Origin of the sequence: Xanthomonas sp. SS (genome assembly GCF_014236835.1) — a bacterium.
Lineage (GTDB): Bacteria > Pseudomonadota > Gammaproteobacteria > Xanthomonadales > Xanthomonadaceae > Xanthomonas_A.
Genome location: NZ_CP051190.1, coordinates 3,739,219 through 3,764,908, shown reverse-complemented (window position 1 = coordinate 3,764,908; position 25,690 = coordinate 3,739,219). Strand labels below are relative to the sequence as shown.

At 69.6% G+C, this 25,690-nt stretch carries 28 protein-coding genes and 1 tRNA gene; 21 read left to right on the top strand and 8 right to left on the bottom strand.

The window, feature by feature from the left end:
* Window positions 1-19 precede the first annotated feature (19 nt).
* Both recR and HEP74_RS15595 read left to right on the top strand, forming a co-directional pair.
* Window positions 20-631 carry a recombination mediator RecR gene (gene recR, locus HEP74_RS15600; protein ID WP_185813662.1) on the top strand — a complete coding sequence of 204 codons (612 nt, stop codon included), beginning with the start codon at window positions 20-22 and terminating at the stop codon, window positions 629-631.
* A 76-nt stretch (window positions 632-707) separates the two neighbouring features.
* Window positions 708-1,055: a histidine triad nucleotide-binding protein gene (locus HEP74_RS15595; protein WP_185813661.1), complete on the top strand. Its 348-nt coding sequence runs from the start codon at window positions 708-710 to the stop codon at window positions 1,053-1,055.
* Between the two features lie 108 nt (window positions 1,056-1,163).
* Here the strand turns inward: HEP74_RS15595 and HEP74_RS15590 are convergent, their stop codons facing one another.
* From HEP74_RS15590 to HEP74_RS15575, 4 genes are read right to left on the bottom strand one after another with little or no spacing between them, the layout of a single operon-like run.
* Window positions 1,164-1,691, bottom strand: a complete 528-nt coding sequence (locus HEP74_RS15590) for a Slp family lipoprotein (RefSeq protein ID WP_179570652.1) — start codon at window positions 1,689-1,691, stop codon at window positions 1,164-1,166.
* Entirely contained in the window at window positions 1,688-3,637 is a 1,950-nt protein-coding gene (locus tag HEP74_RS15585) for a transglutaminase TgpA family protein (RefSeq protein WP_185813660.1), read from the bottom strand. The genes HEP74_RS15590 and HEP74_RS15585 overlap by 4 nt, the downstream gene beginning before the upstream one ends.
* Window positions 3,630-4,586, bottom strand: a complete 957-nt coding sequence (locus HEP74_RS15580; RefSeq protein ID WP_185813659.1) for a DUF58 domain-containing protein — start codon at window positions 4,584-4,586, stop codon at window positions 3,630-3,632. Before HEP74_RS15580 ends, HEP74_RS15585 begins: the two co-directional genes overlap by 8 nt.
* A gap of 5 nt (window positions 4,587-4,591) precedes the next feature.
* Window positions 4,592-5,545, bottom strand: coding sequence for an AAA family ATPase (locus HEP74_RS15575; protein ID WP_185813658.1), 954 nt, complete (start codon window positions 5,543-5,545; stop codon window positions 4,592-4,594).
* 36 nt (window positions 5,546-5,581) lie between these two features.
* Here HEP74_RS15575 and HEP74_RS15570 point away from each other — a divergent pair, with 36 nt between their 5' ends.
* Genes HEP74_RS15570 through HEP74_RS15560 form a run of 3 tightly spaced genes read left to right on the top strand, consistent with a single transcriptional unit; the run spans window position 5,582 to window position 10,321 of the window.
* Window positions 5,582-7,429, top strand: a complete 1,848-nt coding sequence (locus HEP74_RS15570) for an ArnT family glycosyltransferase (RefSeq protein WP_185813657.1) — start codon at window positions 5,582-5,584, stop codon at window positions 7,427-7,429.
* 49 nt (window positions 7,430-7,478) lie between these two features.
* On the top strand, window positions 7,479-8,474 hold the full coding sequence (locus HEP74_RS15565; protein ID WP_185813656.1) for a glycosyltransferase family 2 protein: 996 nt from the start codon (window positions 7,479-7,481) through the stop codon (window positions 8,472-8,474).
* The gene (locus HEP74_RS15560) at window positions 8,471-10,321 is read left to right on the top strand and encodes a phosphatidylglycerol lysyltransferase domain-containing protein (RefSeq protein WP_185813655.1); all 1,851 of its coding nucleotides are present in this window, start codon (window positions 8,471-8,473) and stop codon (window positions 10,319-10,321) included. Before HEP74_RS15565 ends, HEP74_RS15560 begins: the two co-directional genes overlap by 4 nt.
* A gap of 10 nt (window positions 10,322-10,331) precedes the next feature.
* Here the strand turns inward: HEP74_RS15560 and HEP74_RS15555 are convergent, their stop codons facing one another.
* Window positions 10,332-10,904 carry a Maf family nucleotide pyrophosphatase gene (locus HEP74_RS15555; RefSeq protein ID WP_185813654.1) on the bottom strand — a complete coding sequence of 191 codons (573 nt, stop codon included), beginning with the start codon at window positions 10,902-10,904 and terminating at the stop codon, window positions 10,332-10,334.
* A 160-nt stretch (window positions 10,905-11,064) separates the two neighbouring features.
* Here HEP74_RS15555 and HEP74_RS15550 point away from each other — a divergent pair, with 160 nt between their 5' ends.
* The 13 genes from HEP74_RS15550 to HEP74_RS15490 all read left to right on the top strand — a co-directional run bounded on the left by HEP74_RS15550 (window position 11,065) and on the right by HEP74_RS15490 (window position 21,903).
* On the top strand, window positions 11,065-11,574 hold the full coding sequence (locus HEP74_RS15550; protein ID WP_185816664.1) for a YceD family protein: 510 nt from the start codon (window positions 11,065-11,067) through the stop codon (window positions 11,572-11,574).
* Between the two features lie 104 nt (window positions 11,575-11,678).
* Window positions 11,679-11,873, top strand: coding sequence for a 50S ribosomal protein L32 (rpmF, locus tag HEP74_RS15545; protein WP_003468798.1), 195 nt, complete (start codon window positions 11,679-11,681; stop codon window positions 11,871-11,873).
* A gap of 96 nt (window positions 11,874-11,969) precedes the next feature.
* Complete coding sequence (locus HEP74_RS15540) at window positions 11,970-12,953, top strand: beta-ketoacyl-ACP synthase III (protein WP_185813653.1); 984 nt, start codon at window positions 11,970-11,972, stop codon at window positions 12,951-12,953.
* A gap of 394 nt (window positions 12,954-13,347) precedes the next feature.
* On the top strand, window positions 13,348-14,292 hold the full coding sequence (gene fabD, locus HEP74_RS15535; RefSeq protein ID WP_185813652.1) for an ACP S-malonyltransferase: 945 nt from the start codon (window positions 13,348-13,350) through the stop codon (window positions 14,290-14,292).
* An 88-nt stretch (window positions 14,293-14,380) separates the two neighbouring features.
* On the top strand, window positions 14,381-15,124 hold the full coding sequence (gene fabG, locus HEP74_RS15530; RefSeq protein ID WP_185813651.1) for a 3-oxoacyl-ACP reductase FabG: 744 nt from the start codon (window positions 14,381-14,383) through the stop codon (window positions 15,122-15,124).
* A gap of 154 nt (window positions 15,125-15,278) precedes the next feature.
* Window positions 15,279-15,518 (top strand): acyl carrier protein, encoded by a 240-nt coding sequence (gene acpP, locus HEP74_RS15525; RefSeq protein ID WP_003468806.1) that lies wholly within the window; start codon window positions 15,279-15,281, stop codon window positions 15,516-15,518.
* Between the two features lie 129 nt (window positions 15,519-15,647).
* The gene (fabF, locus tag HEP74_RS15520; RefSeq protein ID WP_185813650.1) at window positions 15,648-16,883 is read left to right on the top strand and encodes a beta-ketoacyl-ACP synthase II; all 1,236 of its coding nucleotides are present in this window, start codon (window positions 15,648-15,650) and stop codon (window positions 16,881-16,883) included.
* Window positions 16,884-17,278: 395 nt separating this feature from the next.
* On the top strand, window positions 17,279-18,628 hold the full coding sequence (locus tag HEP74_RS15515) for an aminodeoxychorismate synthase component I (RefSeq protein WP_185813649.1): 1,350 nt from the start codon (window positions 17,279-17,281) through the stop codon (window positions 18,626-18,628).
* Between the two features lie 75 nt (window positions 18,629-18,703).
* Window positions 18,704-19,762: an endolytic transglycosylase MltG gene (mltG, locus tag HEP74_RS15510; protein WP_185813648.1), complete on the top strand. Its 1,059-nt coding sequence runs from the start codon at window positions 18,704-18,706 to the stop codon at window positions 19,760-19,762.
* Window positions 19,759-20,427 (top strand): dTMP kinase, encoded by a 669-nt coding sequence (gene tmk / locus HEP74_RS15505; protein ID WP_185813647.1) that lies wholly within the window; start codon window positions 19,759-19,761, stop codon window positions 20,425-20,427. The genes mltG and tmk overlap by 4 nt, the downstream gene beginning before the upstream one ends.
* Entirely contained in the window at window positions 20,424-21,401 is a 978-nt protein-coding gene (locus tag HEP74_RS15500) for a DNA polymerase III subunit delta' (protein WP_185813646.1), read from the top strand. The genes tmk and HEP74_RS15500 overlap by 4 nt, the downstream gene beginning before the upstream one ends.
* Entirely contained in the window at window positions 21,398-21,751 is a 354-nt protein-coding gene (locus HEP74_RS15495; protein ID WP_003468813.1) for a PilZ domain-containing protein, read from the top strand. Before HEP74_RS15500 ends, HEP74_RS15495 begins: the two co-directional genes overlap by 4 nt.
* 77 nt (window positions 21,752-21,828) lie before the next feature.
* Window positions 21,829-21,903, top strand: a tRNA-Val gene (locus HEP74_RS15490).
* 132 nt (window positions 21,904-22,035) lie between these two features.
* Here HEP74_RS15490 and HEP74_RS15485 read toward each other — a convergent pair.
* Both HEP74_RS15485 and HEP74_RS15480 read right to left on the bottom strand, forming a co-directional pair.
* Entirely contained in the window at window positions 22,036-22,293 is a 258-nt protein-coding gene (locus HEP74_RS15485; RefSeq protein ID WP_185813645.1) for a Txe/YoeB family addiction module toxin, read from the bottom strand.
* Window positions 22,290-22,541 (bottom strand): type II toxin-antitoxin system Phd/YefM family antitoxin, encoded by a 252-nt coding sequence (locus HEP74_RS15480; RefSeq protein WP_003468816.1) that lies wholly within the window; start codon window positions 22,539-22,541, stop codon window positions 22,290-22,292. The genes HEP74_RS15485 and HEP74_RS15480 overlap by 4 nt, the downstream gene beginning before the upstream one ends.
* Before the next feature lie 153 nt (window positions 22,542-22,694).
* On the opposite strand from HEP74_RS15480, the gene HEP74_RS15475 reads away from it, so the two are divergent.
* Entirely contained in the window at window positions 22,695-23,459 is a 765-nt protein-coding gene (locus HEP74_RS15475; RefSeq protein WP_185813644.1) for a DNA-formamidopyrimidine glycosylase family protein, read from the top strand.
* On the opposite strand, the gene HEP74_RS15470 is transcribed toward HEP74_RS15475, so the two are convergent.
* A complete protein-coding gene (locus HEP74_RS15470) occupies window positions 23,456-24,178 on the bottom strand; it encodes an ArsR/SmtB family transcription factor (protein WP_185813643.1) in 723 nt (240 codons plus the stop codon). The two genes, HEP74_RS15475 and HEP74_RS15470, sit on opposite strands and share 4 nt — an antisense overlap.
* A 123-nt stretch (window positions 24,179-24,301) precedes the next feature.
* On the opposite strand from HEP74_RS15470, the gene HEP74_RS15465 reads away from it, so the two are divergent.
* Together HEP74_RS15465 and HEP74_RS15460 are read left to right on the top strand one after the other, a co-directional pair.
* A complete protein-coding gene (locus HEP74_RS15465; RefSeq protein ID WP_185813642.1) occupies window positions 24,302-24,751 on the top strand; it encodes a nuclear transport factor 2 family protein in 450 nt (149 codons plus the stop codon).
* 246 nt (window positions 24,752-24,997) lie between these two features.
* On the top strand, window positions 24,998-25,609 hold the full coding sequence (locus HEP74_RS15460; protein WP_255427768.1) for an SH3 domain-containing protein: 612 nt from the start codon (window positions 24,998-25,000) through the stop codon (window positions 25,607-25,609).
* Window positions 25,610-25,690 lie beyond the last annotated feature (81 nt).

Here is a 25,690-nt window from a genome sequence, read left to right as displayed (position 1 = left end):
ACGTTCGAATCCCGAATTCATGTCTTCCCTGCTCGAACAACTGATCGAGGCCTTCCGGATCCTGCCGGGTGTGGGCCAGAAGTCGGCGCAGCGCATGGCCTATCACGTGCTCGAGCGCGAGCGCGACGGCGGGCTGCGCCTAGCCAACGTGCTGGCCGAGGCGGTGGAGAAGGTCGGCCACTGCACGCAGTGCCGCGATTTCAGCGAGACCGAGCTGTGCGCGATCTGCGCCAGCGCCGGCCGCGATCGCCAGCAGCTGTGCGCGGTGGAGTCGCCTGCCGACCGCCTGGCGATCGAGCACGCCACCGGCTACCGCGGGCTGTATTTCATCCTGCAGGGGCGGCTGTCGCCGCTGGACGGCGTCGGCCCGCGCGAACTCGGCCTGGACCGGCTCGGCACGCGGCTGGCGCAGGGCGAGATCACCGAGCTGATCATCGCCACCAATTCCACCGTCGAGGGCGAGGCCACCGCGCATTATCTGGCGCAGCTGGCGCGTCGGCATGGCGTGCGTCCTAGCCGGCTGGCGCAGGGCCTGCCGCTGGGCGGGGAGCTGGAGTACGTGGATCGCGGCACGCTGTCGCATGCGTTCGGCAGCCGCAACGAGGTCCCGCGCGGCGGAGCAGGCGAGTAGCGGCACCTCTGGCGATGGCTGCGTGTCGCCGAATTCGGCTATAACGACTGCCCCTTTCCGCTGTGCGAGCTGGCCCATGGACACCATCTTCGGCAAGATCATCCGCCGCGAAATTCCCGCGAGCATCGTGTACGAGAACGACGACGTGCTCGGCTTCAAGGACATCGCGCCGCAGGCGCCGGTGCACGTGCTGTTCATTCCCAAGCAGGTGGAGATTCCCACCCTCGACGACCTGGCGCCGGAGCAGGCTACGCTGGTCGGCAAGCTGGTGCTGGCCGCGGCCGCCTACGCGCGCGAGCAGGGCTTGGCCGAGGACGGCTACCGGGTGGTGATGAATTGCCGCGAGCATGCCGGGCAGACCGTGTTCCATCTGCACCTGCACCTGCTGGCAGGTGCGCCGCTGGGCCGCTTCGGCACGCCCTGAGCGGCCGCCGCGGCGCGATTTGCCGCAGCCCTGCCGGGCAAACAGAAAACGCCGCTTTTCAGCGGCGTTTTCTTCTCCATCATGACACAGCGCGTGGCGCCGGGCGGCTTACCACCAGCCGCGGCCCCAGCCCCAGCGCGGGCCCCACGGATCCCACGGGCCCCAGGGGCCGTACGGGTAGGCGGGGACCACGTCGACCTGGCGCACCACCGGCCACAGGTAGACCACGTCGGCATCGATCTTCGGCAGGCGGTAGTCGTACTCGCCGATGCGGGTGCTTTCGTAGCCGGCGACGTGGCCGATGAAGGTCACCTCGCGGCCGGGTTCGAACACCGCCGGGTCGTAGAAGCCGGAGCGGCAGGCGATGAAGCGGCCGTCGCTGGCGTCGGCCGAGTCGCTGTCCGGACGGCCGCTGGCGCTCAACGGCCGCGACAGCATCTGGAAGCAGGTCTGGCCCTGGCCGGGCTTGGTCTGGATGATCTTGCCGCCCCAACGCACCGAGGTACCGACCTGCTGGCCGGCGACCGAGTCGCGCGGGGTGACGGTGGCGAATTGGCCTTGCAGCGGCTTGGGCGCGGTCGCGCAGGCACCCAGGGCGAGAACGGCCAGGACGGGGAACAGCAATCGGATCTTCATCGAAATGCTCCGGTATGCGGACGGTGCCTGCGCAGGTCGCGCAACAATGAAGCCCTGTCCGAATCCGCGCCAGCGTAGCGCGAATCGGCGAAACGTTGGCTGAGCGAAAGCAACGCGTTTGCCTCCATCACCTGGTGTACACGCGATGCCCACAGCAGCGCCGGTTCGTGCGCTTCGCGGCCCAGGCCGAGCCGGGCGTAGCGCCGGCCCAGCCGGCGCCAGGCGCGCAGGAGCGGGTCGTGCTCGCGTTCGCCGCGCGCCAGCAGCCAGGCCATCCAGCCCAGCAGCAGGGCGGCGAAGCCGGCGAACAAGGCGACCAGTTGCGCCGGCTCCAGCTTGGCGATGCCCAGCTCGCTCAGCAGCCGCTGCTGGCGGTTGGCGTCGAACGACAGCACCAGGTCGTTCCAGCCGCGGCGCAGCCAGTCGCCGACGTCGCGCAACTGCCAGTCGGCGCTGCCGCCCTGGGCGCCGGCATCGCCGCCGAGGCGGTCTTCCAAGGTGTCGTAGATGCGTTCCGGGGCGACCGCGGCGGTCGGGTCCACGCGCACCCAGCCGCGCTGCGGCAGCCACACTTCGGCCCAGGCGTGGGCGTCCATGCGCCTTACCACCCAATAGCCGCCGAACGGATTGCGGGTGCCGCCGGCATAGCCGGTGACCACGCGCGCGGGGATGCCGGCGCCGCGCATCAGCACCACGAAGGCGGAACTGAAGTGCTGGCAGAACCCGGCCTTCTGCTGGAACAGGAATTCGTCCACGCCGTCGCGGCCGGGCAGCGGCGTCTCCAGCGTGTAGGCGAAGTCGCGGCGGATCCACTGCAGCGCGCGCGCCACGATCGCGGCATCGTCGGCGCCGGCCTGCTGCCGCCATTGTTTGGCCAGCGCCAGGGTGCGCGGGTTGTAGCCGGGCGGCAGCGCCAGCGCGCGCTGGCGCTGCGCCGGCGCCAGCGCGGCCTCGAAGCGCAGCGGCGGCGCCGAGCGCAGGCGCCAGCGGGTCAGCGCGCCGAGCGGGCGCTCGCTGTGCAGCACGTAGTCGGCGGAGATGCGGGTGCCTTCCGGCGCCTGCAGCGGCAGGTCCAGCGCCACCAGCTGGCGGCGATCGGTCGGCTCGACCTCGATCTCGTAATCCCACGCGGCCGCGCCGGTCTGCACCGCCGGCGCCGGCAGATACGCATTGCCCCGATCCGCACGCCAGGTACTGCCGTCGAAATCCCACAGCACCGGCCCACGCCAGTAGCGTTGCGCCGGTGCCGGCACGCGGCCGAAGAACTGCACGCGCAGCGCCGGGGTGTCGTCGGCCATCAGGTCCAGCCACTGGCCCGGGCTCATCGTGTCCGACAGGCCAGGCCGGCCCAGCGCGCGCTCGGGCACGCCCCACAGCGGCGAGCCCAGGCGCGGGAACAGCCAGAACGCGGCCAGTGCCAGCGGCAGGCCCAGCGCCAGCAGCCGGCCGACGCCGCGCAACTGGCCGCGCAGCGGCGGCGCGGCGCTGTGGCCTTCCTGGTCGGCCAGGCGCTGCATGCACAGCAGCGCGGCGATCACCGCGGCCAGCCCCAGCAGCATCGTGATCGGCCCCTGGTCCAGCAGGAACGCGGCGAACGGCGCGAACAGGGCGAAGCCGAGCAGGCTGCGCGCGTCGCGCAGCGTCTTCAGTTCCGACGGCTTGATCGCCAGCATCGCCGCGAGCATGGCGCAGCCGGTATCGCGGCCGAAGCGCATGCCGACCTGCCAGTAGATCGCCGCCAGCATCGCCGCCACCAGCAGCAGGCGCAGCGCGGCCGGCAGCGGTCGCCATGCCGAACTGGCGCCGATCAGCAGCGCGGTCGCCGCGAACAGCAGCGCCAACGCGCCGGGCAACTGCAGCAGCAGCGGCAGCAGCGCCAGCAGGCCGGCACCCAGCGCCCAGTGGCGGCTGCTGTCGCGCAGCGCGGGCGAGCGCGGCTCAGCCATGCGGCAGCAGCGCCAGTGCGCGCAGGCACAGGTGTCGGTGTTGCGGGCCGCGGCCCGGGCCCAGCGGCGGCTGCCCCGGCAACAGCAGGCGGTAGCGGCGGCCGTCGCGCTCGGCCTCGTTGACCCAGCGTGCCAGCCGCGCGATGCGGCGCTCGTAGGGCAGCGCCGGCAGGCTGCGCCAGTCGAGCACCACGTCCACGCCGATCGGGCGTTCGTATTCGCGCACCAGCAGCGTGTCGCGGCGCGCCGAGTGCTTCCAGGAGATCGCACGCGGCGCATCGCCGGCGCGGTACGGGCGCAACTGCTGCAGCTCTTCACCGAGCGCGTGCAGGCGGGTCTGGGTCGGGGTGCCGTCGCCATGCGGCAGCGGCGGCCCTTCCTGCTCCGGTTGCGGATAGACCAACAGCGGCGCGTCCGGCCAGAACCAGGCCCAGGCGCGCAGCAGGCCCAGCGGCTGGGTGGTGGAAATGCGGATGCGCTGCAGGTCGAGCCAGCCACGGCGTTCGGTGGGCAGTTCCAGGTCGGCTTCGGTGGCGCCGTCGCCGTGCAGGTCGATGTAGGTGTGCCGGTCGGCATGCGCCACGCGCAGGCCACGGCGCTGCCGGGCGTCGCCGGCGGCCAGCGCCAGGCGCAGCCGCAGCGGCGTGCCGGCCGCGACCGGTTCGGCCGACAGCGCGTCCAGGCGCAGTCCCGACAGCTGCAGGTGGGCCGCGATCGCGCTGGCGATGGCGGCCGCGCCGAGCAGCATCGCCAGCAGCAAGGCAGGGTTGTTGTTGTAGTTCAGCGCGCCGAGCAGCATCGCGCCGAGCAACAGCGCCAGGAAGCCGCCGAACGGCGTGGGCAGGATGTAGATCCGGCGCCGGTCCAGCCGCACCGGCAACGACTCGGGATCGCGCGGCCGCGCCAGCCGTGCCAGCGCCTGCCGCCACTCGCGCAGCCGTGCCCGCATCGGCCTCAGTCCACCGCCACGCTGTGCAGGATCGCCTTGGCCAGCGCTTGCCCGGAGGCCGACTCCTGTTCGGCCACCAGGCGATGTTCGGCGACCGCCACGAACAGCGCCTGCACGTCCTCGGGCAGCGCATGCGCGCGGCCGAGCAGCAGCGCGTGCGCCTTGGCCGCGCGCAGCAGCGCGATGCCGGCGCGCGGCGACAGGCCCACGCGCACGCCGGGATGCTGGCGGCTGCGTGCGAGCAGCGCCTGCACGTAGCCGACCAGCGCGTCGCTGGCGTGGATCTGTTCCACGCTGTGCCGCAGCGTGGCCATGTCGGTGTCGCTGAGCAGCGGCCGGGCCTGTGCGATCAGGTCGCGGCGGTCGCTGCCGCTGAGCAGCGCGCGTTCGGATTCGGCGCTGGGATAGCCCAGCGCCAGCCGCAGCAGGAAGCGGTCCAGCTGTGAATCGGGCAGCGGGAAGGTGCCCGACAGGTCCACCGGATTCTGCGTGGCGATGACGAAGAACGGCGCCGGCAGCGGATGCGTGGTGCCGTCCAGGGTGACCTGCTGTTCGGCCATCGCTTCCAGCAGCGCGCTCTGCGTGCGCGGCGGCGCGCGGTTGATCTCGTCGGCGAGCAGCACGTGCGCGAACACCGGCCCGGGATGGAACTGGAACTGGCGCGATTGCGCGTCGTACACCGACACGCCGAGCACGTCGGCCGGCAGCAGGTCGGAGGTGAACTGCACGCGTTGGAAGCTCAATCCCAGGCTCGCGGCCAGCGCATGCGCCAGCGTGGTCTTGCCAAGCCCGGGCAGGTCCTCGATCAGCAGATGTCCTCCGGACAGCAGCGCGACAAACGCCATGCGCACTTGCTGCGGCTTGCCCAGAACCAGCGAATTGACCTGCTGCTGGGCCTGCGCGAGCGCCTCGCGCAGCGTATCGGTTAGCATTTCCGGCAAGCGGGGCGGAGTAGGCATCGCATTCTCGCAACGGTTTAGGGGAGTCTAAAGGCAATGCAAGGCGAACAACGTGCACGCACCACCTTCATGGTGCTGTGGATGCTGGTCACCGCAGCCAAGCTGCTGGTGGCCGCGCGCCTGCCGTTGTTCGTCGACGAGGCGTTCTATTGGCAGGAAGGCCAGCACCTGGCCGCCGCCTATTCGGATCTGCCCGGGCTGACCGCCTGGCTGGCGCGGCTGGGCGTGGCGCTCGGCGGCGAACATTTGTTGGCGCTGCGCGCGCCGTTCCTGCTGTTGTCGGCGTTGATGCCGTGGCTGATCGCGCGCATCGCCACGCGCTGGTTCGGTGCGGTGGCCGGCTGGCGCGCCGGCAGCCTGACCTTGCTGATGCCGCTGTCGGGCACGCTCGGCATCCTCGCCCTGCCGGACGTGCCGATGGCGCTGGCGACGATCCTGTGCATGGACGCCAGCGCGCGGCTGCTGCGCCAGATCGATGCGATGAGCGCGGTGGAACTGGCGCTGGGCCTGACCCTGGGCGCGCTGAGCCATTACCGCTTCGCCGGGGTGATCGGGGTCGGCGCGATTGCGCTGCTGCTGATCCCGCAGGGCCGGCGCATGCTGCGCGATCCGCAGGTGTGGGTGGCGCTGGCGATGGGCATCGTCGCCTGGCTGCCGCTGCTGGCCTGGAATGCGGACAACGGCGAGGCCGGGGTCAAGTTCCAGTTGATCGATCGGCATCCCTGGAGCTTCCAGCCCAGCGGCATCGCCTTCGTGCTGATCCAGGGCCTGCTGGTCACGCCGCTGCTGGCGGTGGCGATGTGGAAGGTGGCGCTGGTGGCCACGCGCGGCGGCGGCAGCGGCGGCGCGCGCGTGCAGTGGCGCTATTTCGGCCTGCTCGGCGGCGTGTCCACGCTGGGCATCTTCCTGCTCGGCTTCTTCACCGATGCCGAGCGCATCAGTTTCCATTGGCCGTTGCCGGGCTATCTGGCCTTGCTGATCGCCGCGCCGGTGATCCTCAACGGCTGGCCGAAGCGGCTGCGTCGCGCGACCTGGCTGCTGACCGGGATCGGCCTGGTCGGCGCGTTCGGCTATTACCTGGCGGTGTCGGTGCCGTCGGTGCGCGAGCATGCCGCCGGCGACAAGTACTACCCGCGCAACTTCGCCGGCTGGAAGCCGCTGGCCTCGGCGGTGCGCCGCGAACTGGCGGCGATGCCGGCGGGCACGCAGGTGCTGGCCGACAACTTCAAGGTCGGCGCCGAGCTCGGTTTCGAACTGGGCGATGCCGATATCCAGGTGCTGCCGCACGCGTTGAACGACAAGCACGGACGCAGCGCGCAGCTGCGCCAGTGGGGCCTGCTCAGCGACGGCCGGCGTGATGGGCCGCGGCTGCTGGTGCTGTCGCCCAGCGACATGAAATACCGGCTGCTGCTGCAGCGCTATCACGCGGTCTGCGAACTGGTCGGCCCGTTGCCGCCGCCGAAGGTGGTGTCCAGCGATCACGGCAACCAGCGTTTCCTGCTGTTCGCGCTGCCGGCGCAACGCCTGCCCGGACCGTGCACGACGCCGGCGATGGCCTGGTTCAACGCGCCGGGCGTGGGCGACAAGGTGGCGCCGCATTTCGAGGTGTCCGGCTGGGCGTTCAAGGACGGCGTGGGCATCGCCCGGGTCGAGGTGCTGCTCGACGGCAAGGTCGCCGCGCAGGCGCGCTACGGCGAGACCTACGACATCACCGCGTTCTGGAAGATCTCCACCGATCCTGGCCATCCCAACGTCGGCTTTCGCGCCGAACTCGATGCCAGCGGATTGGCGCCGGGCACGCATTGGCTCGGCCTGCGCCTGCATGGCCGCGACGGCAGCGTCGAGGAGTGGTGGGAGCAGCCGATCGAACTGCGCCGCCGCTGATAGCATGGCGCGCCTTTCCACGCCCGCCGCGCAGGACCGCCCACCGCCCATGCCGAGTCTTTCTGCTGCCCACGCCGCGGCCCTGCCGCGGATCGCGGTGCTGGTTCCCTGCCACAACGAAGCGGCCACGATCGGCCAGGTGATCGCCGCGTTCGCCGCGCAGTTGCCGACGGCGAGCATCCACGTGTTCGACAACAATTCCAGCGACGCCACCATCGAGCGCGCGCGCGCGGCCGGCGCGCAGGTGCGTGAGGTTGCATTACAGGGCAAGGGCAACGTGGTGCGGCGCTTGTTCGCCGATGTCGATGCCGACGTGTACGTGCTGGTCGATGGCGATGCGACCTACGACGCGGCGATGGCGCCGGCGCTGATCGAGCGCCTGCTGCGCGATGGCCTGGACATGGTGGTCGGCGCGCGGCGCAGCGAGGAGGCCGCCGCCTATCGCGCCGGGCACCGCGTCGGCAACGTGCTGCTGACCCGCTGCGTGAGCTTCCTGTTCGGGCGCAGTTTCGACGACATGCTGTCCGGCTACCGGGTGTTCTCGCGGCGCTACGTGAAGTCGTTTCCCGCACATGCCGCCGGCTTCGAGACCGAGACCGAACTGGCGGTGCACGCGCTGCAGTTGCGCATGCCGGTGGCGGAAGTGGCCACGGCCTACGGCGCGCGGCCGCAGGGTTCGCAAAGCAAGCTGCGCACCTGGCACGACGGCACGCGGATCCTGCTGACCATCCTGCGCCTGTTCAAGGCCGAGCGGCCGTTGCTGTTCTTCTCGCTGGGCTTCGGCGCCTGCGTGCTGTTGGCATTTGGGCTGGCGGTGCCGTTGGTGCTCACCTATGCGCACACCGGGCTGGTGCCGCGCTTCCCGACCGCGATCCTGTGTTCGGCGCTGGTGCTGCTCGGCTTCCTGTTGCTGGCCTGCGGGCTGATCCTGGACACGGTCACGCGCGGCCGGGTCGAGGCCAAGCGCCTGGCCTATCTGGCGATCCCGGCGCTGCCGTTGCGTTCGCCGTCGGCGTCTGCCGCGGTCGAAGACGACCACGCATGAGTGCAGCAAGCGACGCAGTGCCGCGTCCGAGCCGCCGCCAGCGTCTGCTGCGCGCGCTGGATCGCCGCTTCGCCTTCCACAGCCGCGGCAACGTGATCGCCGCCGGCGTAGCGGTCGCGCTGCTCGGCGGCCTGCTGTCGCTGCTGCTGGGCCAGGACGCCAACTGGGATCTGCGCAATTACCACCTGTACAACGGCTATGCCGCGCTGCACGGCCGCCTCGGCACGGACCTGGCGCCGGCGCAACTGCAGAGCTACTTCAATCCGTTGCTGGACGTGCTGCACTACGCGCTGATGACTGGCCTGCCGGCGCCGCTGGCGGGCTTCGCGATGGGCGCGCTGCACGCGCTGGCGTTCCTGCTGCTGGCCGGCATCGTCTGGCAGGTGCTGGATCCGCGCCTGGATCGGGCGCGGTTGGCGCCGTGGCTGGCCCTGGCCGGCATGTGCAGCGCCGCGTTCCTGTCCGAATTCGCCGGGACCATGGCCGACAACAGCAGCGCACTGCCGGTGCTGGGCGCGTTGCTGGCCGCGCTGCACGCGCAGCGCCGGCAGCAGGCGGCCGGGCAGGGCGTGGCGGTGGCGTGGTGGGCGCTGGCCGGTGCGTTGCTGGGCCTGGCGCTGGCCTGCAAGCTGACCAATGCATCGTTCGCGCTTGCGCTGGGCGTGGCCGCGCTGGTCGCGGGCGGGCGCATGCGGCAACGCGTCGGCGGCGCCGCGGTGCTGACCGCGGTCACCGTGCTCGGCTTCGCGGTCCTGGCCGGGCCGTGGTTGCTGGGCGTGTGGAAGGCCTTCGGCAACCCGCTGTTCCCGCAGTTCAACAGCCACTTCCTGGCGCCGCTGGCGCAGCCGGTCGCGCTCAGCGATACGCGTTGGCTGCCGCAGGGCTGGCTGCAGTGGCTGAGCTGGCCGCTGCACTTCTCGCTCGCGCCGAACCGGGTCAGCGAGGTCGCCTTGCGGCAGATCGTCTGGCCGTTGCTATACCTGGTCGGCGTGGCCGCGCTGCTGCGGTTCGTGCTGCGCCGGCCACCCCGGCCCGCGGCGGCCAGCGACGTGGTCGCGCCGGCGTGGCGCGCGCTGCTGGTGTTCTTCGTGGTCGCGTACCTGGCCTGGCAGTCGGTGTTCAGCATCCAGCGCTATCTGGTGGTGCCGGAGTTGCTGGCGCCGCTTGTGCTGTGGGTCGGGCTGCGGCGCTTGCTGCCGGCACGCATCGCCGCGCCGGCGGCGCGCTGGGCGCTGATCACCTGCGCACTGGTCGCCATACAGGGCTGGGGCGACTGGGGCCACGAACGCTGGGCGCGCGCGGCGTTCCGGGTGCAGGCGCCGAGCATGCCGCAGCCAGCGCGCAGCCTGGTGCTGCTGGTCGGCGACGTGCCGCAGTCGTGGCGCATCCCGTTCCTGCCGGCGCAGGCGGCGTACGCGTCGGTGGCGTCCAATTTCCCCGAATCGCCGGCCTATGCCGAGCGCGTGCAGGCGCTGCTGGCCGAACGCGGCCAGGGCTATGCGCTGTTGCCGGCGACGGTGGATCGCAACGTCACGCGGTTGCAGCGGCTCAATGCGCTGGCTGCGCGCCTGGGCCTGGACCACGGGCCGGACTGCCGGCTGATGCGGCGCCTGGCGCACCGGCCGGTACGCGCGGCAGTGACCAAGCGCGATGGCCGCTGCCAGTGGACGATCCTGCCGGAACGGGCCATCGACATCGCCGCCGGCGACCGCCAGGCGTTGGCCCTGGCCGACCAGCAACTGGCCCGCTACGGCCTGGTCTTGCAGCTGGACACCTGCGCGGTCCACGAGTCCTGGGTCGGGCAGGCGCGCTTCCCGTACCAGTGGTGCCGGGTCGGCCGGCGCTGATCGCGCTGAGTCAGGGCAGCACGTAGCCGGCCTCGCGCAGCAGCCCGGCCAGGCCGATCAGCGGCAGCCCGACCAGCGCGGTCGGGTCCTGGCTGTGGATCGCGCTGAACAGGCTGATGCCCAGGCCTTCGCACTTGAAGCTGCCGGCGCAGTCCAGCGGCTGCTCGGTGGCGACGTAGCGGGCGATCTCCTCGGCCTGCAGCACGCGGAAGCGCACTTCGGTCAGGTCGCACAGCTGCAGCGCCCGTTCGCCGCGCAGCAGGCACACCGCGGTATGGAAGCGCACGCTGCGTCCGGACATCGCCGCCAGCTGCGCCTGCGCGGCCTCGGCATGGCCCGGCTTGCCCAGCGGCTGGCCATCGAGTTCGGCGACTTGGTCGGAGCCGATCACCCAGGCATCGGCGGCGCCAGCGGCTACCGCCGCGGCCTTGGCCCGCGCCAGGCGCTGCGCCAGCGCCAGCGGCGCTTCCCCGGGCAGCGGCGTCTCCTCGACCTGCGGGCGGGCGCTGTCGAACGGCAGGCGCAGGCGCTGCAGCAGCTCGCGACGATAGACGGAGGTGGAGGCCAGGATCAGGCGCGGCATCAGCGGTCGGGCAGGGCGGCGCGGGCGCCGGGGCCGGCAGTCTGCGGCGGCAGGCCCGGGCCGGGCAAGCAGGTCGTTGGACGGGCAGAATGACGAGCGTGGCAGGATGACAGGGACGGGTTTGACAGAGCCTGTCCTAGTCCTTAACATTCTGCGGCTTATGTCCGCGAACGTGCCCGAACTGTTGGATGCCTGGCGGATGGTCGCAGCGCGCAGGGTCTTCGAAGACCGTCTGCCGCTCTCGGCGATGACCCGTCTGCAAGGCAGTCTGGCCGATACCGAAGGCGAATGCCGCTACACGCTGGAATTCGGCCGCGACGCTGTACTGCAAGTGTCCTACGTCGAACTGACGCTCGAAACCGAGCTGCCGCTGATCTGTCAGCGCAGCCTGCAGCGCTTCCTGCTGCCGGTGTCCAGCGTACAGCGGCTGGGGCTGATTCGCAGCGAGGCCGAAGAGGCCGCGCTGCCGCCGGAGTACGAGGCCTTGCTGGTGCCGGACGACGGCATGCTGCGGCCCGCCGATCTGGTCGAGGACGAGTTGGTGCTGGCGGTTCCGCTGGTGCCGGTGGCGCCCGGAAGCGAGGCGGTCGAACAGGACTGGCCGGCGACCGAGGAAGAGGTGAGCAAGGCCAACCCGTTCGCGGCGTTGGCGGCGCTGAAGAAACAGTAGCGGTCGGCCCGCCGGCCCGCTGCCTTGAAGGTTGTTGCCGGACGCGCGCGTCCTGCGCGACGTAATGACGACAGATGTAAACGAACCGAGTTTGGAGCAATCCCATGGCTGTGCAGAAATCCCGTGTCACCCCGTCCCGCCGCGGCCAGCGCCGTTCGCATGACGCCCTCAGCGCCAAGCAGCTGTCGACCGACCCGACCAGCGGCGAGATCCACCTGCGCCACCACATCACCGCCGACGGCTACTACCGCGGCAAGAAGGTGATCGTCACCAAGACCTCGCAGGTCGAAGAAGATTGATTTGTGCCCGTCCCTCGCGCCGCGGCGGACGGAGTCACCCATCTTCACAGGCCGCGCCCGCACGGGCGGCCTGCGTAACAGGCAACAGGAATCAGCATGAGCAAGCGGATCTATTCCAGGATCGCGGGCACCGGTAGCTATTTGCCTGAAAAAGTGTTGACCAACGACGATCTGTCGCACATGGTCGATACCAGCGACGAATGGATCCGCAGCCGTACCGGCATCCGCGAGCGGCACATCGCCGCGCCGGGGCAGACCGCCGGCGACCTCGGCTACGAAGCCGCGTTGAAGGCGATCGAGGCGGCCGGCATAGACGTCGCCGCGCTGGACATGATCGTCGTCGGCACCACCACCCCGGATCTGATCTTCCCGTCCACCGCCTGCCTGATCCAGGCGCGGCTGGGCGCGGTCGGTTGCGCCGCGTTGGACGTCAACGCCGCCTGCTCGGGCTTCGTCTACGCGCTTAGCGTGGCCGACAAGTTCATCCGCTGCGGCGACGCCAAGACCGTGCTGGTGATCGGCACCGAGACCCTCAGCCGCATCGTCGACTGGACCGAGCGCACCACCTGCGTGCTGTTCGGCGACGGCGCCGGCGCGGTGGTCCTGCGCGCCGACGAAGACACCGGCATCCTCAGTACCCATCTGCATGCCGACGGCAGCAAGAAGGAACTGCTGTGGAATCCGGTCGGCATCTCCACCGGGCTCGGCGATGGCACCGGCGACGCCTCCGCCGGCGGCATCCAGATGAAGGGCAGCGAGGTGTTCAAGTACGCGGTCAAGGCGCTGGACGCGGTGGTCGACGAGACCCTCGACGCCAACGGCCTGAACAAGGGCGACCTGGACTGGCTGATCCCGCACCAGGCCAACCTGCGCATCATCGAAGCCACCGCCAAGCGCCTGGAGCTGTCGATGGAGCAGGTGGTGGTGACGGTGGACATCCACGGCAACACCTCGTCCGCCTCGGTGCCGATGGCGCTGGACGTGGCGGTGCGTTCCGGCCGCGTGCAGCGCGGCCAGCTGCTGCTGCTGGAAGCCTTCGGCGGCGGCTTCACCTGGGGCTCGGCGCTGCTGCGCTACTGAGTCCGGGAATCCCCGCGGCATGGCGCCAGGCGCGCCATGGCCCGCGGCGGGTGCGAGCGCGCCATGCGCCTAACCCCGGTGCAAGCGGCGGCGATGGCCGCCTCCATTGCGTTGATCCAATCCTTTGACCCAAGGGGCGGCCCGATCGAACGTCGGGATCCGCACGAAAGCGCATGCCCGCTCGAACCTCGGCCGATCCAACGCTGGCGCGTCCCGCCGCCGCGGCGCGGTCGCCGGTCCCGGACGCGGTCCCCGTCGCGCTGCGCCGGGTCGCGCGCCGTCCGTATCCGGCCGCGCTGCGACCGCCGCCGTGCCGGCGCACATACGCCCGGGTACAGACGCACGGCCGGTTTCGCCCGTATCATCGCCGCTCGATTTTTGCAGGCGCATCCGCGTGACCGATTCCACACTCGCCTTCGTTTTCCCCGGCCAGGGTTCGCAATCGCTGGGCATGCTGGCCGAACTGTCCGAACTGCACCCGCAGCTGCGCGACAGCTTCGTCGAGGCCTCCGACGGCGCCGGCGTCGACCTGTGGGCGCTGACCCAGGGCGGCCCCGAGGAAATGCTCAACCGCACCGAATACACCCAGCCGGCGCTGCTGGCGGCGAGCGTGGCGCTGTGGCGGCTGTGGCTGGCCCAGGGCGGCGCGCGTCCGGCGCTGCTGGCCGGGCACAGCCTGGGCGAATACAGCGCGCTGGTCGCGGCCGGCGCGCTGTCGCTGCACGACGGCGCGCACCTGGTGCGCCTGCGCGGCCAGCTGATGCAGGACGCGGCCCCGGCCGGGGTCGGCGCGATGGCCGCGGTGATCGGCGCCGAGGACGCGCTGGTCGAGGAGGTCTGCGCGCAGGCCGCCGGCAGCCAGGTGGTGGTCCCGGCCAACTACAACTCGCCCGGCCAGGTGGTGATTGGCGGCGACGCGGCGGCGGTCGACCGCGCGCTGGCGCTGCTGGCCGAGCGCGGCGTGCGCAAGACGGTGAAGCTGGCGGTCAGCGTGCCCTCGCATACGCCGCTGATGCGCGAGGCGGCCAACCGCCTGGCCGAGGCGATGCGCGGCATGGCCTGGCACGCGCCACACCTGCCGGTGGTGCAGAACGTGGATGCGCAGGTGCACGACGGCGTCGATGCGATCCGCCAGGCGCTGGTCGAGCAGTTGTACCTGCCGGTGCGCTGGACCGGCTGCGTGCAGGCGCTGGCCGCGCGCGGCGCCACCCGCGTGGCCGAATGCGGCCCGGGCAAGGTGCTGACCGGGCTGATCAAGCGCATCGACAAGTCGCTGGACGGGCGCGCGCTGGCCACCCCGGCCGACTTCGCCACCGCGCTCGAGACCTGGGCCGCCTGATCCCGCTGCCGCGCGCGGGCGGGTACGTCCGCGGCGGTCTCCTTTCCCGCGGCGCCTCGCGCGCCGTCCGTCCCCCAAGGAACAGCAGATGAGCAAGCCATTGCAGGGCGAGATCGCCCTGGTCACCGGCGCCAGCCGCGGCATCGGCGCGGCCATCGCCGACACCCTGGCCGCGCAGGGCGCCACCGTCATCGGCACCGCCACCTCCGCCTCCGGCGCGCAGGCGATCGGCGAGCGGATGGCCGCCAACGGCGGCCACGGCCGCGCGCTGGACGTCACCGACCCGGCCGCGGTCGAGACGCTGATCGAGGCGATCGGCAAGGAATTCGGCGCGGTCTCGATCCTGGTCAACAACGCCGGCATCACCCGCGACAACCTGCTGATGCGGATGAAGGAAGAGGACTGGCAGGCGATCATCGACACCAACCTGACCAGCGTGTTCCGCACCTCCAAGGCGGTGCTGCGCGGCATGATGAAGGCGCGCAAGGGCCGCATCGTCAACATCGCCTCGGTGGTCGGGGTGACCGGCAATGCGGGCCAGGCCAACTACGCCGCGGCCAAGGCCGGAATCATCGCCTTCTCCAAGTCGATGGCCAAGGAAATCGGCTCGCGCGGCATCACCGTCAACGTGGTCGCGCCGGGCTTCATCGACACCGACATGACCAAGGCCCTGCCCGAGGCGCAACGCACCGCGCTGCTCGAGCAGATCGCGCTCGGCCAGCTCGGGCAGCCGGCCGACATCGCCAACGCGGTGGCGTTCCTGGTCGGCCCCGGGGCCGGCTACATCACCGGAGAGACCCTGCATGTGAACGGCGGGATGTACATGCCGTAAGCCTGCGGCGCAAGGACTGCGCCTAAGTGGCTGATCGATGGGCGTTTGTGCAGCGATGCAAGCGCCGGGCGGTTTCCACTACACTATCCAACGCGGCCATCGCAGCCCGATGGCGTTTTTGAACCACCACTACTCCATCTGGAGCGATATCCCAATGAGCACCATCGAAGAACGCGTCAAGAAAATCGTCGTCGAGCAACTCGGCGTCAAGGAAGAAGAAGTCACCAACAGCGCATCGTTCGTCGATGACCTGGGTGCCGACTCGCTGGACACCGTCGAGCTGGTGATGGCGCTGGAAGAAGAGTTCGAGTGCGAAATTCCGGACGAAGAAGCCGAGAAGATCACCTCGGTGCAGCAGGCCATCGACTACGTCAAGTCGCACGTCAAGAGCTGATGCTCCGTTCTCGATCGCGATCGGCGCCTGCGTGGGTCCGGTCCGCGTGACAATCCCATGGGGCCGCGCTTGCGGCCCTGTGTTTTTACAGCGTCAACGCCGCGCGTACCGCGGCGAGGAGATTTCGCAATGAGCCGTCGCGTCGTCGTAACCGGCATGGGCCTGGTATCGCCGTTGGGCAATGACCTGGCCAGCAGTTGGGATGGAATCGTCAACGGGCGTTCCGGCATCGGCCCGATCACGCAGATCGATGCGTCGCAGTTCACCACCAAGATCGCCGGCGAGATCAAGGATTTCGATCCGACCAAGTTCATGTCCGCCAAGGACGTCAAGAAGATGGATTCGTTCATCCACTATGGCGTCGGCGCCTCGTTCATGGCGCTGGACGATTCGGGCCTGGTGATCGACGACAGCAACGCCGAACGCATCGGCGCGATCCTCGGCTCGGGCATCGGCGGCCTGCTCGGCATCGAAGAGCAGACCATCAAATTCCACGAGGGCGGCGCGCGCAAGATCTCGCCGTTCTACGTTCCCAGCACCATCATCAACATGCTGCCGGGGCAGGTGAGCCTGATCAAGGGCCTGAAGGGCCCGACCTTCTCGGCGGTCTCGGCCTGCGCCACCTCCAACCATTCGATCGGTACCGCGCTGCGCATGATCCAGCACGGCGATGCCGACGTGATGCTGGCCGGCGGCGCCGAGCGCGGTTCCTCGCCGACCTCGGTCGGCGGCTTCTGCTCGATGAAGGCCATGTCCACCCGCAACGACGATCCCGCCGCCGCCTCGCGGCCGTGGGACAAGGGCCGCGACGGCTTCGTGCTCGGCGACGGCGCCGGCGTGCTGGTGCTGGAAGAGTACGAACACGCCAAGGCGCGCGGCGCGCGCATCTATGCCGAGCTGGTCGGCTTCGGCGCCAGCTCCGACGCGTTCCACATGACCGCCCCGAGCGAGGACGGCGAAGGCGCCGCGCGCAGCATGCTGGCCGCGATCAAGGACGCCAAGCTCAATCCCGAGCAGATCGACTACCTCAACGCGCACGGCACCTCCACGCCGCTGGGCGATCTGGCCGAGACCCTGGCGATGAAGCGCGCGCTGGGCGACCACGCCTACAAGACCATGGTCAGCTCGACCAAGTCGATGACTGGCCATCTGCTCGGCGCGGCCGGCGGCGCCGAGGCGATCTTTTCGGTGATGGCGCTGCACACCGGCATCATCCCGCCGACGATCAACCTGGAAGAGCCCAGCGAAGGTTGCGACCTGGACTACGTGCCGAACGTGGCGCGCGAGAAGAAGATCGAGGTGGCGATGTCCAATGGGTTCGGCTTCGGCGGGACCAATGGGACCTTGGTGTTCAAGCGGATGTGATTGAGCCGGGATTGGGGATTCGGGATTTGGGATTGGCAAGAGCGTTCCGTTTTCTCCCCGTGTTCGAGCTTGTTCGTTTGTGTAAACCGCTCTTGTAGCGGGTGGCGCGGCCGCCTCGTTTTTGGCGAGCGGATTTGCCTTGCTGATGCCTGAGCGTTTGCGCTGGCGCGGCGGCGATCCACGTCGGAGTTGTCGCAGCCGCGATCGGGGCGGAACCAATGATCTGTGAGCCGCACGATGCCGCGCTGATGGCGTCGGTTGATGCGATCCCCGCGACTGCGCCGTTGCGCCGGACGCATCCGCCGGCGCGCAGGTGCAGAGACGCCGATCGTTCGCACGTGAGCGGCGCACCGCCGCCTGCGTCCGCATCACCTCCATCTTCCACCGGGTCTTCGATGCTGCGTACCGTTCCCCTGCCGGCCGCTACCGATCTGCTGGCGCTGCACCGCCTGGCGCCGCAGCGCTATCCGTTGCTGCTGGAATCGGCGGCGTCGGGGACCGCGCAGGGCCGCTGGGACCTGCTGCTGATCGCCAGCGGCGAGGGCCTGCGCCTGGACCGCGATGGCGTCACCCGCGACCTGCAAGGCGCCGTGGTCGAGGGCGATTTCCTGGCTGCGCTGGATGCGCACTGGCAGACCGAACGCTGCGCGCGCGACGAGCCGCGCTGGCCGTTCCGTGGCGGCTGGGCGTTGCTGCTGGACTACGAACTAGCGACGCAGGTCGAACCGGTGTTGCAATTGCCGCAGGGGCAGGCGGCGACGCCGGTCGCGCTGGCGTTGCGCTGCCCGGCCGCGCTGCTGCGCGACCACGCCAGCGGCGAATGCGTGGCGCTGGCGGAAACCGCGCATGCGGCGCTGCTGGATGCGGCACTCGCCGATCTGCAGGCGCTGCCCGCCGCCGCGCCGTTGCCGGCCTGGACCGCGCCGCTGGCGATCGACGAAGACCCGCCGCAGCGCTTCGTCGATGGCGTGTGCTGCATCCTAGACTACCTGCGCGCCGGCGACGTGTTCCAGGTCAACCTGTCGCGACGCTGGTCGGCACGCTTCGCCGCCGCGCTGGATCCGGCCGCGCTGTACGCGCAGTTGCGCCGCGCCAATCCGGCGCCGTTCGCCGGCCTGTTCGCCAGCCATGGCCGCGCCGTGGTCAGTTCCTCGCCGGAACGGCTGGTGTCGGTGCGCGGCGACGTGGTCGAGACTCGGCCGATCGCCGGTACCCGCCCGCGCGCGCCGGGCGACGACGAGGCCGCGCGCATCCGCGAGCTGGTCGGGCACCCCAAGGAACGCGCCGAGCACGTGATGCTGATCGACCTGGAGCGCAACGACCTCGGCCGGGTCTGCGCGCCGGGCAGCGTCGAGGTCGACGAGCTGATGACGGTGGAGAGCTACGCCCACGTGCACCACATCGTCAGCAACGTGCGCGGGCGGCTGCGCGCCGGGGTCAGTCCCGGCGAAGTGATCCGCGCCACCTTTCCCGGCGGCACCATCACCGGCTGCCCCAAGGTGCGCTGCATGCAGATCATCGCCGAGCTGGAACGGACCCCGCGCGGCGCCTACACCGGCGCGTTCGGCTGGCTCAACCGCGACGGCGACATGGACCTGAACATCCTGATCCGCACCGCCGAAGTGGACGGCGTGCAGGCGCATTTCCGCACCGGCGCCGGCATCGTGGTCGATTCGCAGCCTGAGCGCGAACTCGACGAAACCCGGGCCAAGGCGCGCGGCCTGCTGCGCGCGCTGGAACCGTGAGCGGCGCGGTCGCGATACCGGCCGATGCCGGCCGCGCGGTATCCTGCACCCCGTTAAATTCGCTTCGAGGTGGTCGTGGCTTGGGCTAAACGCGGGTGTCTGACCCTGCTGGCGACATTGCTGGTGCTTGCGCTGCTGGCCGCCGCGGCCGGCGCGTGGTGGTGGCAGGGCTATCGCGCCTTCTCCGACCAGCCGCTGCACGCGACGCAGCCCAGCGTGGAGGTGGCGCGTGGCGATTCGTTCAACGGCGTGCTGCGCAAGCTGCGCGCGGCCGGGGTCGAACAGGGCAGCAACCTGCAATGGCAGCTGCTGGCGCGCCAGCTCGATGCCGCCGGCAAGCTCAAGGTCGGCGAATACGCGCTGCAGCCGGCGCTGAGTCCGCGCGAACTGCTGCTGCGCATGCGCAAGGGCCAGGTGATCCATTACCGCTTCACCATCGTCGAGGGGTGGAATATTCGCCAGCTGCGTTCGGCGCTGAACGCGGCCACGCCGCTGCGCCACGTCGCCACCGAGCTCAGCGACAGCGAGCTGATGGCCAAGCTCGGCCAGCCCGGTCAGCACCCGGAAGGCCGCTTCCTGCCGGAAACCTACCTGTACCAGCGCGAGGACAGCGATCTGGACGTGCTGCAGCGCGCCCACGCGGCCATGGACAAGGCGCTGGCCGAGGCCTGGGACGCGCGCGCCGCCGAACTGCCGCTGCAATCGCCGGAGCAGGCGCTGACCCTGGCCTCGATCGTGGAGAAGGAAACCGGCCTGGCCGCTGAGCGCCCGCAGATCGCCGGTGTGTTCGTGCGCCGCCTGCAGCAGGGCATGAAGCTGCAGACCGATCCGACCGTGATCTACGGCATCGGCAGCGCCTACGACGGCAACATCCGCAAGCGCGACCTGGAAACCGATACCCCGTACAACACCTACACCCGCAGCGGCCTGCCGCCGACCCCGATCGCCATGCCCGGCCGCGACGCGCTGCGCGCAGCGACCAATCCGGCGCCCGGCGACAGCCTGTACTTCGTCGCGGTCGGCGACGGCAGCGGCGCGCACGCGTTTTCCGCCAGCTATGCCGAGCACACCGCGGCAGTGGCGCGCTACCTGCAGCGCCTGCGCGCGCGCAGCGGCGCGGCGGTGACGCCATGAGCGAGGCCGTGTTGCGCCACCACCGCTTCGTCAGCCTGGAAGGCGGCGAGGGCGCCGGCAAGACCACCGCGATCAACGCGATCCGCGACTGGTTGCAGGCACAGGGCCACGAGGTGGTGCTGACCCGCGAACCCGGCGGCACCCCGCTGGCCGAACGCATCCGCGAGCTGCTGCTCAACAACGCGCCGGCGCTGCAGCCGGCCGAGCCGCTGGCCGCCGAGACCGAACTGCTGCTGGTGTTCGCCGCGCGCGCCCAGCACGTGCGCGAGGTGATCCGCCCGGCGCTGCAACGCGGCGCCTACGTGGTCAGCGATCGCTTCACCGATTCCAGCTACGCCTACCAGGGCGAGGGCCGCGGCCTGGACCGCGCCTGGATCGCCGACCTGGAGCGGCGCGCGGTCGGCCTGCAGCCGGGCCTGACCCTGCTGCTGGACCTGGACGTGCAGATCGGCCGCGCCCGCACCAGCGGCCGCGACCTATGGCCGGACCGGATCGAGAGCGAGCAGGACGATTTCTTCCAGCGCGTGCGTGCCGGTTTCCGCCAGCGCGCCGCGCAGGACCCGCAGCGCTTCCGCACCATCGACGCCAGCCAGCCGCCGCAGGCGGTCGCGCAGGACGTGGCCGCCGCGCTGGCCGCCTGGGTGCAGCAGGAGCGCACGCCATGAGCTCCGCTTCCACCGACACGCTGCCCTTCGCGCCCTGGCAGCAGCGCGCCTACGAGCAGACCGTGGCCGCGCTCGACGCCGGCCGGCTCGGCCACGGCCTGCTGATCTGCGGCCCGGACGGCCTGGGCAAGCGCGCGGTGGCGCTGAAGCTGGCCGCGCACGTGCTCGGCCAGGGCGAGCCGGCCGCGAATCTGCGCAGCGCGCAGCTGATCGCCGCCGGCACCCATCCCGACCTGCAGCTGATCTCGTTCATTCCCAACCGCACCGGCGACAAACTGCGCACCGAGATCGTCATCGAACAGGTGCGCGAGATCTCGCAGAAGCTGTCGCTGACCCCGCAGTACGGCATCGCCCAGGTGGTGGTTGTGGACCCGGCCGACGCGATCAACCGCGCCGCCTGCAACGCCCTGCTCAAGACCCTGGAAGAGCCGCAGCCCGGCCGCTACCTGTGGCTTATCAGCGCGCAGCCGGCGCGGCTGCCGGCGACCATCCGCAGCCGCTGCCAGCGCCTGGAATTCAAGCTGCCGCCGGCCGACGAGGCGATCGCCTGGCTGCTGGCCCAGGAGTTCCCGGAAAAGACCGCACGCGAAGCGCTGGCCGCCGCGCGCGGCCATCCCGGCCTGGCCGCGCAGTGGTTGCGCGAGGACGGCCTGAAGCTGCGCCGGCAGGTGGCCGCGGATCTGGAACAGGTCGCCGCCGGCAAGCTGGGCACGGTCGAGGCGGCGCAGCGCTGGAGCGCCGACGGCTTCGCCGAGCAGCGCCTGGGCCATGCCGCCGACCTGGCGCTGGCGCAGGCTTCGCAGGCCGGCTTGACCGACCCGGCGCGATTGCACAAGCTGGCCACTTGGTTCGACGCAGCCAATCGCACCCGCGACCTGCTGCGCACCACCGTCCGTGGCGACCTGGCCATCGCGGAACTGTTGCTGGCCTGGCGCGATGGCGATCGCCCGGTCCGGAGAGGGGGACAACGATGAGTGCGATGAGCGGACGTCAGGGCATCCTGTCGCTGGCGGTGAAGGACAAGGCGGCGCTGTACAACGCGTACATGCCGTTCGTGAAGAACGGCGGCATCTTCGTGCCCACGCCCAAGCGCTATTTCCTGGGCGACGAAGTGTTCCTGCTGCTGACCCTGCCCGATTCCAGCGAGCGCTTGCCGGTGGCCGGCAAGGTGATCTGGGTGACCCCGATGGGCGCCCAGGGCAACCGCACTGCCGGCATCGGCGTGCAACTGCCGGACAACAGCGAAGGCGAGACCATCCGCAACAAGATCGAGACCCAACTGGCCGGCACCCTCAACGCCGACAAGCCGACCCAGACCATGTAGCGGCCGTGCCGACACGGCGTCTGCGTAGGACCGTTGACGCCAGCCACGACAGCCCTATAATGTGCGGCTCGCGACACGGGCGGTTAGCTCAGCGGTAGAGCATTGCCTTCACACGGCAAGGGTCGCAGGTTCGAACCCTGCACCGCCCACCATAAAAATCCCTTGTTTTCAGGGGGATTCGCGAAACGGAAAAAGCCGGCCATGTGCCGGCTTTTTTGTTGCCCTGTATTTGCTTTGCGAACCGCTATTGGCGGCCGAGAACCCGCACGCTGGAAGCGGCGAGACTATACGTAGTGGTAGCGCAGCTGCGCGATCAGCAGGATGCCCGCCTCGACCTTGTAGACGATGCGGTGTTCGTCGTTGATGCGCCGCGACCAATAGCCGGCCAAGGCATGGCGCAGCGGTTCGGGCTTGCCGACGCCCTGGAAGGGATCGCGTTGGATGGCTTTGATCAGGTCGTTGACGCGCTTGAGCATCTTCTTGTCGGTCTGCTGCCAGTAGAGGTAGTCCTCCCAGGCATTGTCCGAGAACTGAAGCGTCACTCGGCCAGATCCCGTGCCTTGCCGCGACCGGCCTCGAGCTGGGCGATAGATTCCAGCAGGCGTTGCGCGCTCTTCGGGCTGCGCAGCAGGTAGGCGGTTTCCTCCATCGCCTTGTAGTCCTCCAGCGACAGCATGACCACGGATTGCTCGCGGCTGCGGGTGATGATCACCGGCTCGTGGTTGTTGACGACGCGCTCCATGGTGTCCGCGAGGGCGGCGCGTGCAGCGCTATAGGTGATGGTGTCCATGCTGGGCTCCAGTTGTACAAATAATTGTACATGCGGATTGGAGCGTGTCAATTTGAGTTCTGAGGCGGCACCAAATGGTCCAAGTAAGCGTCATGTCCATAGGTGGGGCGCTCGGCTCACGATCGGCTCACGGCCATTCCAGATACTGCAGGCATGCCAGAAGGTCCTTCGATCGTCATCCTGAAAGAAGAGGCGGCCGCGTTCGCGGGCCGCAAGGTGTTGCGGGTGTCCGGCAACAGCAAGCAGGACCTGGAACGGATGCGCAACCGCAAGATCCTGTCGCTGCGCAGTTGGGGCAAGCACTTCCTGATCGAGTTCGACGGGTTCAGCCTGCGCATCCATTTCCTGCTGTTCGGCAGCTACCGGATCAATGCGCGCAAGGAGGCGCCGCCGCGGCTGAGCCTGGGTTTCGCCAAGGGCGAGGAGCTGAATTTCTACGCGTGCTCGGTCAAGTTCATCGAGGGCGCGCTGGACGATGCCTACGACTGGACCGCGGACGTGATGAATCCGGACTGGGACGCAGCGCAGGCGCGGCGCAAGTTGCGGCTGCGGCCGCGCATGCTGGCCGCCGATGCGTTGCTGGACCAGGACGTGTTCGCCGGGGTCGGCAACATCATCAAGAACGAGGTGTTGCATCGCATCCGCGTGCATCCGGAAAGCGAAGTGGGGGCGTTGCCGCCGCGCAAGCTGGCCGAGCTGGTGACGCAGGCGCGCGAGTACAGCTTCGATTTCTATAACTGGAAGAAGGCCTTCGTGCTGAAGAAGCACTATCAGGTGCATACCAAGACCATCTGTCCGCGCGACGGCCATCTGCTGACCTATCGCAAGCAGCTCGGCAAGGCGCAGAGGCGCGCGTTCTTCTGCGAGCATTGCCAGCGCCGCTATGCGCTGGACGCTCCATTTGCGCAAGCGCCTTAGGAATCCAGCGCGAGTTCGTCGCCGGCAAGCCGGTGGATCCCCAGTTCCGTGTGCAGGCCGGCCCAGCCGCTGTCGGTGATGTGGATCGCGCGCGAGCCATCGCTGCGGCGCAGCCAGCGTTTGGCGCAAAGCAGCGCAAGCAATTCGACGCCGAGCGGGCCGGCGAGGTGGTGCTTGCGTTCGGTCCAGTCCAGGCACTGTCGTGCGATGCCGAGCCTGGTCGGGACGAGGCGCGCAACGTCCAGCCCCATCCGCGCGAACCATGCGCTGCCTTCGGCGGACACCGCGTATTGCTTGTCGTCTTGTCTGACGATCAGCGCGCGCCGCTCCAGCGCTTCGGTCACTGCGATGCCCAGTCGCCCCGCCAGGTGGTCGTAACAGCATCTGGCCAAGGTCAGCGATTGTTGCTTGCGCCCCGCTTTCCGGCATCGCGGTACGGCGGGCGCGGCGAGCGTCGCCAGATTCTCCAGTGCGAACGCGACGTGCGAACCGGCCAGCCGGTAGTAGCGGTGGCGGCCTTGGACCTCGACCGCCAGCAAGCCGCCGTCCAGCAGTTTCGCCAGGTGCGAACTGGCCGTCTGCGGGGTGACGCCGCCGGCGAAGGCGAGCTCGCCGGCAGGCAGTGCACGCCCGTCGATGAGCGCCATCAACATGGCGGCGCGGGCGGGATCGGCGATGAGGAACGCGGTCGCGGCAAGCTTGGGCTGTTCGACCGGCATCGTGTGCACTCCTGGCGGGCGCGGCCATCATAGACCGCGCCTCGCCGGAGCGCTTCGACACGCATCGAATCGACGGCCTGCGCATGTTCCTAGACTGCAGTGCACTGTATCGGAGTGTCTTGCATGAGCGAAATCGAAGCGCGATCGAACGGATCGGAGGGCGATGCCCGCCGCATCTTCGAGCAATGGCACCACAGCGTTGTCGAGCGGAATCTGGATGCGCTGATGGCGTTGTACGCGGAAGACGCGATGCTGGAAACGCCCTTGGCCTATGTGGTCTCCGCAGAGCGGCAGGATGGAAGGCTGCAGGGACGCGAAGCGCTCAGGACGTTCTTCGCGGCGTCCTTCGCCCAGCCCGAAAACGGCCTCGGCCGCTGGTATCGCAGCGGTCGTTGGCATGCTTCGCAGCGCCAGGTGGTCTGGGAATATCCGCGAGAAACGCCGGACGGCGATCAGGTCGACCTGGTAGAAGTCATGGACCTGGATGCGCGCGGCCTGATCGCGTGCCATCGGGTGTACTGGGGCTGGAAAGGCGTACAGATGCTGCTGACGGGGTTGGGTCGGAAGCCATAGACGGTGCTGCGCGAGCTGCGCGGTGCAATCGGGTCTGGCAACGGCCATCGTCTGCTCGGTTCCGAGTGGGCGACGCGGCCATTGGCGATAGTCGATCGAAGGCGTTCCCGGCTTTGCAGCAAGCGTCCGCTGTGGAGCGAGGCCATCAAGAGCGCGATTTGGTGGCCGTGCTGCATACCTGCGACGGTTATGATGGTTGCCATGACAAACGCTTCAAAGAACTTGCGAAGCACTTGAAGGAAAAAAATGGCGATCACCCGGTTTCTGGCTATTGGTTTGTTCTCGCTTTGCCCCGTAGCGCCTGCACTCGCGGGCACGGCTGCGCTGCATTCGGGCAAGTACGAAGGGCTGATGCTCGCGGTGACGCCCGAGCATCGGATCGAAGGCTTCTACTCGGAAGAGATGGGCGAGGGCGTAAGCCGTGGTTGTACGTTCTATCTGCAGGGCAAGGCCGAGGGGAACGCGCCGGTCTCGGTCACCACGTGGTCGCACGAGGCCTACCCCGGAACCGTGGCGGCTTCGTCCGACGGCGTGACGCTGACCGTGAAGCAGGGCCGTCAGCATCCCGGTTGCCTCAATGTGTTGATGCCGGAAATCGCCACTGGCCTGGACCTGACCCGGACCGTCAGCAACACATGGATCGGCCTGGTGACGGTGTCCGCCGACAAGGCGTATCTGCAGAAAACGCCGGGCCCCAAGACGCCCAAGGGGGCTTATGTCGTCAAGGGCGATGTGGTGGGCGTGCTGGCGTTCAAGGATGGCTGGGCCCAGGTCGAATTCATCAATGCCAATAATGGTTCGTTCACCGGTTGGATCGGCCGCGACCAGTACGCGCGCCTGGCCGCTCCTGCCCACTGATCGCGGGCGCGGCACCTCGCAATGGGGAGCGTGCCGGATGCAATTCCACGCTCTGCCGCACCGCCGGTTTCTGCCAGTCGA

Excerpts from the sequence above, each read along its gene's own strand:
- HEP74_RS15470 (WP_185813643.1), bottom strand. The coding sequence starts at position 24,178 with ATGCCGGTCGAACAGCCCAAGCTTGCCGCGACCGCGTTCCTCATCGCC.
- HEP74_RS15560 (WP_185813655.1), top strand. The coding sequence starts at position 8,471 with ATGAGTGCAGCAAGCGACGCAGTGCCGCGTCCGAGCCGCCGCCAGCGT.
- HEP74_RS15550 (WP_185816664.1), top strand. The coding sequence starts at position 11,065 with ATGTCCGCGAACGTGCCCGAACTGTTGGATGCCTGGCGGATGGTCGCA.
- fabG (WP_185813651.1), top strand. The coding sequence starts at position 14,381 with ATGAGCAAGCCATTGCAGGGCGAGATCGCCCTGGTCACCGGCGCCAGC.
- HEP74_RS15595 (WP_185813661.1), top strand. The coding sequence starts at position 708 with ATGGACACCATCTTCGGCAAGATCATCCGCCGCGAAATTCCCGCGAGC.
- HEP74_RS15570 (WP_185813657.1), top strand. The coding sequence starts at position 5,582 with ATGCAAGGCGAACAACGTGCACGCACCACCTTCATGGTGCTGTGGATG.
- HEP74_RS15515 (WP_185813649.1), top strand. The coding sequence starts at position 17,279 with ATGCTGCGTACCGTTCCCCTGCCGGCCGCTACCGATCTGCTGGCGCTG.
- HEP74_RS15465 (WP_185813642.1), top strand. The coding sequence starts at position 24,302 with ATGAGCGAAATCGAAGCGCGATCGAACGGATCGGAGGGCGATGCCCGC.
- HEP74_RS15460 (WP_255427768.1), top strand. The coding sequence starts at position 24,998 with ATGGCGATCACCCGGTTTCTGGCTATTGGTTTGTTCTCGCTTTGCCCC.
- HEP74_RS15555 (WP_185813654.1), bottom strand. The coding sequence starts at position 10,904 with ATGCCGCGCCTGATCCTGGCCTCCACCTCCGTCTATCGTCGCGAGCTG.
- acpP (WP_003468806.1), top strand. The coding sequence starts at position 15,279 with ATGAGCACCATCGAAGAACGCGTCAAGAAAATCGTCGTCGAGCAACTC.
- HEP74_RS15475 (WP_185813644.1), top strand. The coding sequence starts at position 22,695 with ATGCCAGAAGGTCCTTCGATCGTCATCCTGAAAGAAGAGGCGGCCGCG.
- HEP74_RS15540 (WP_185813653.1), top strand. The coding sequence starts at position 11,970 with ATGAGCAAGCGGATCTATTCCAGGATCGCGGGCACCGGTAGCTATTTG.
- HEP74_RS15590 (WP_179570652.1), bottom strand. The coding sequence starts at position 1,691 with ATGAAGATCCGATTGCTGTTCCCCGTCCTGGCCGTTCTCGCCCTGGGT.
- HEP74_RS15565 (WP_185813656.1), top strand. The coding sequence starts at position 7,479 with ATGCCGAGTCTTTCTGCTGCCCACGCCGCGGCCCTGCCGCGGATCGCG.
- recR (WP_185813662.1), top strand. The coding sequence starts at position 20 with ATGTCTTCCCTGCTCGAACAACTGATCGAGGCCTTCCGGATCCTGCCG.
- HEP74_RS15580 (WP_185813659.1), bottom strand. The coding sequence starts at position 4,586 with ATGCGGGCACGGCTGCGCGAGTGGCGGCAGGCGCTGGCACGGCTGGCG.
- HEP74_RS15575 (WP_185813658.1), bottom strand. The coding sequence starts at position 5,545 with ATGCCTACTCCGCCCCGCTTGCCGGAAATGCTAACCGATACGCTGCGC.
- HEP74_RS15480 (WP_003468816.1), bottom strand. The coding sequence starts at position 22,541 with ATGGACACCATCACCTATAGCGCTGCACGCGCCGCCCTCGCGGACACC.
- HEP74_RS15495 (WP_003468813.1), top strand. The coding sequence starts at position 21,398 with ATGAGTGCGATGAGCGGACGTCAGGGCATCCTGTCGCTGGCGGTGAAG.
- tmk (WP_185813647.1), top strand. The coding sequence starts at position 19,759 with ATGAGCGAGGCCGTGTTGCGCCACCACCGCTTCGTCAGCCTGGAAGGC.
- fabF (WP_185813650.1), top strand. The coding sequence starts at position 15,648 with ATGAGCCGTCGCGTCGTCGTAACCGGCATGGGCCTGGTATCGCCGTTG.
- HEP74_RS15585 (WP_185813660.1), bottom strand. The coding sequence starts at position 3,637 with ATGGCTGAGCCGCGCTCGCCCGCGCTGCGCGACAGCAGCCGCCACTGG.
- rpmF (WP_003468798.1), top strand. The coding sequence starts at position 11,679 with ATGGCTGTGCAGAAATCCCGTGTCACCCCGTCCCGCCGCGGCCAGCGC.
- HEP74_RS15500 (WP_185813646.1), top strand. The coding sequence starts at position 20,424 with ATGAGCTCCGCTTCCACCGACACGCTGCCCTTCGCGCCCTGGCAGCAG.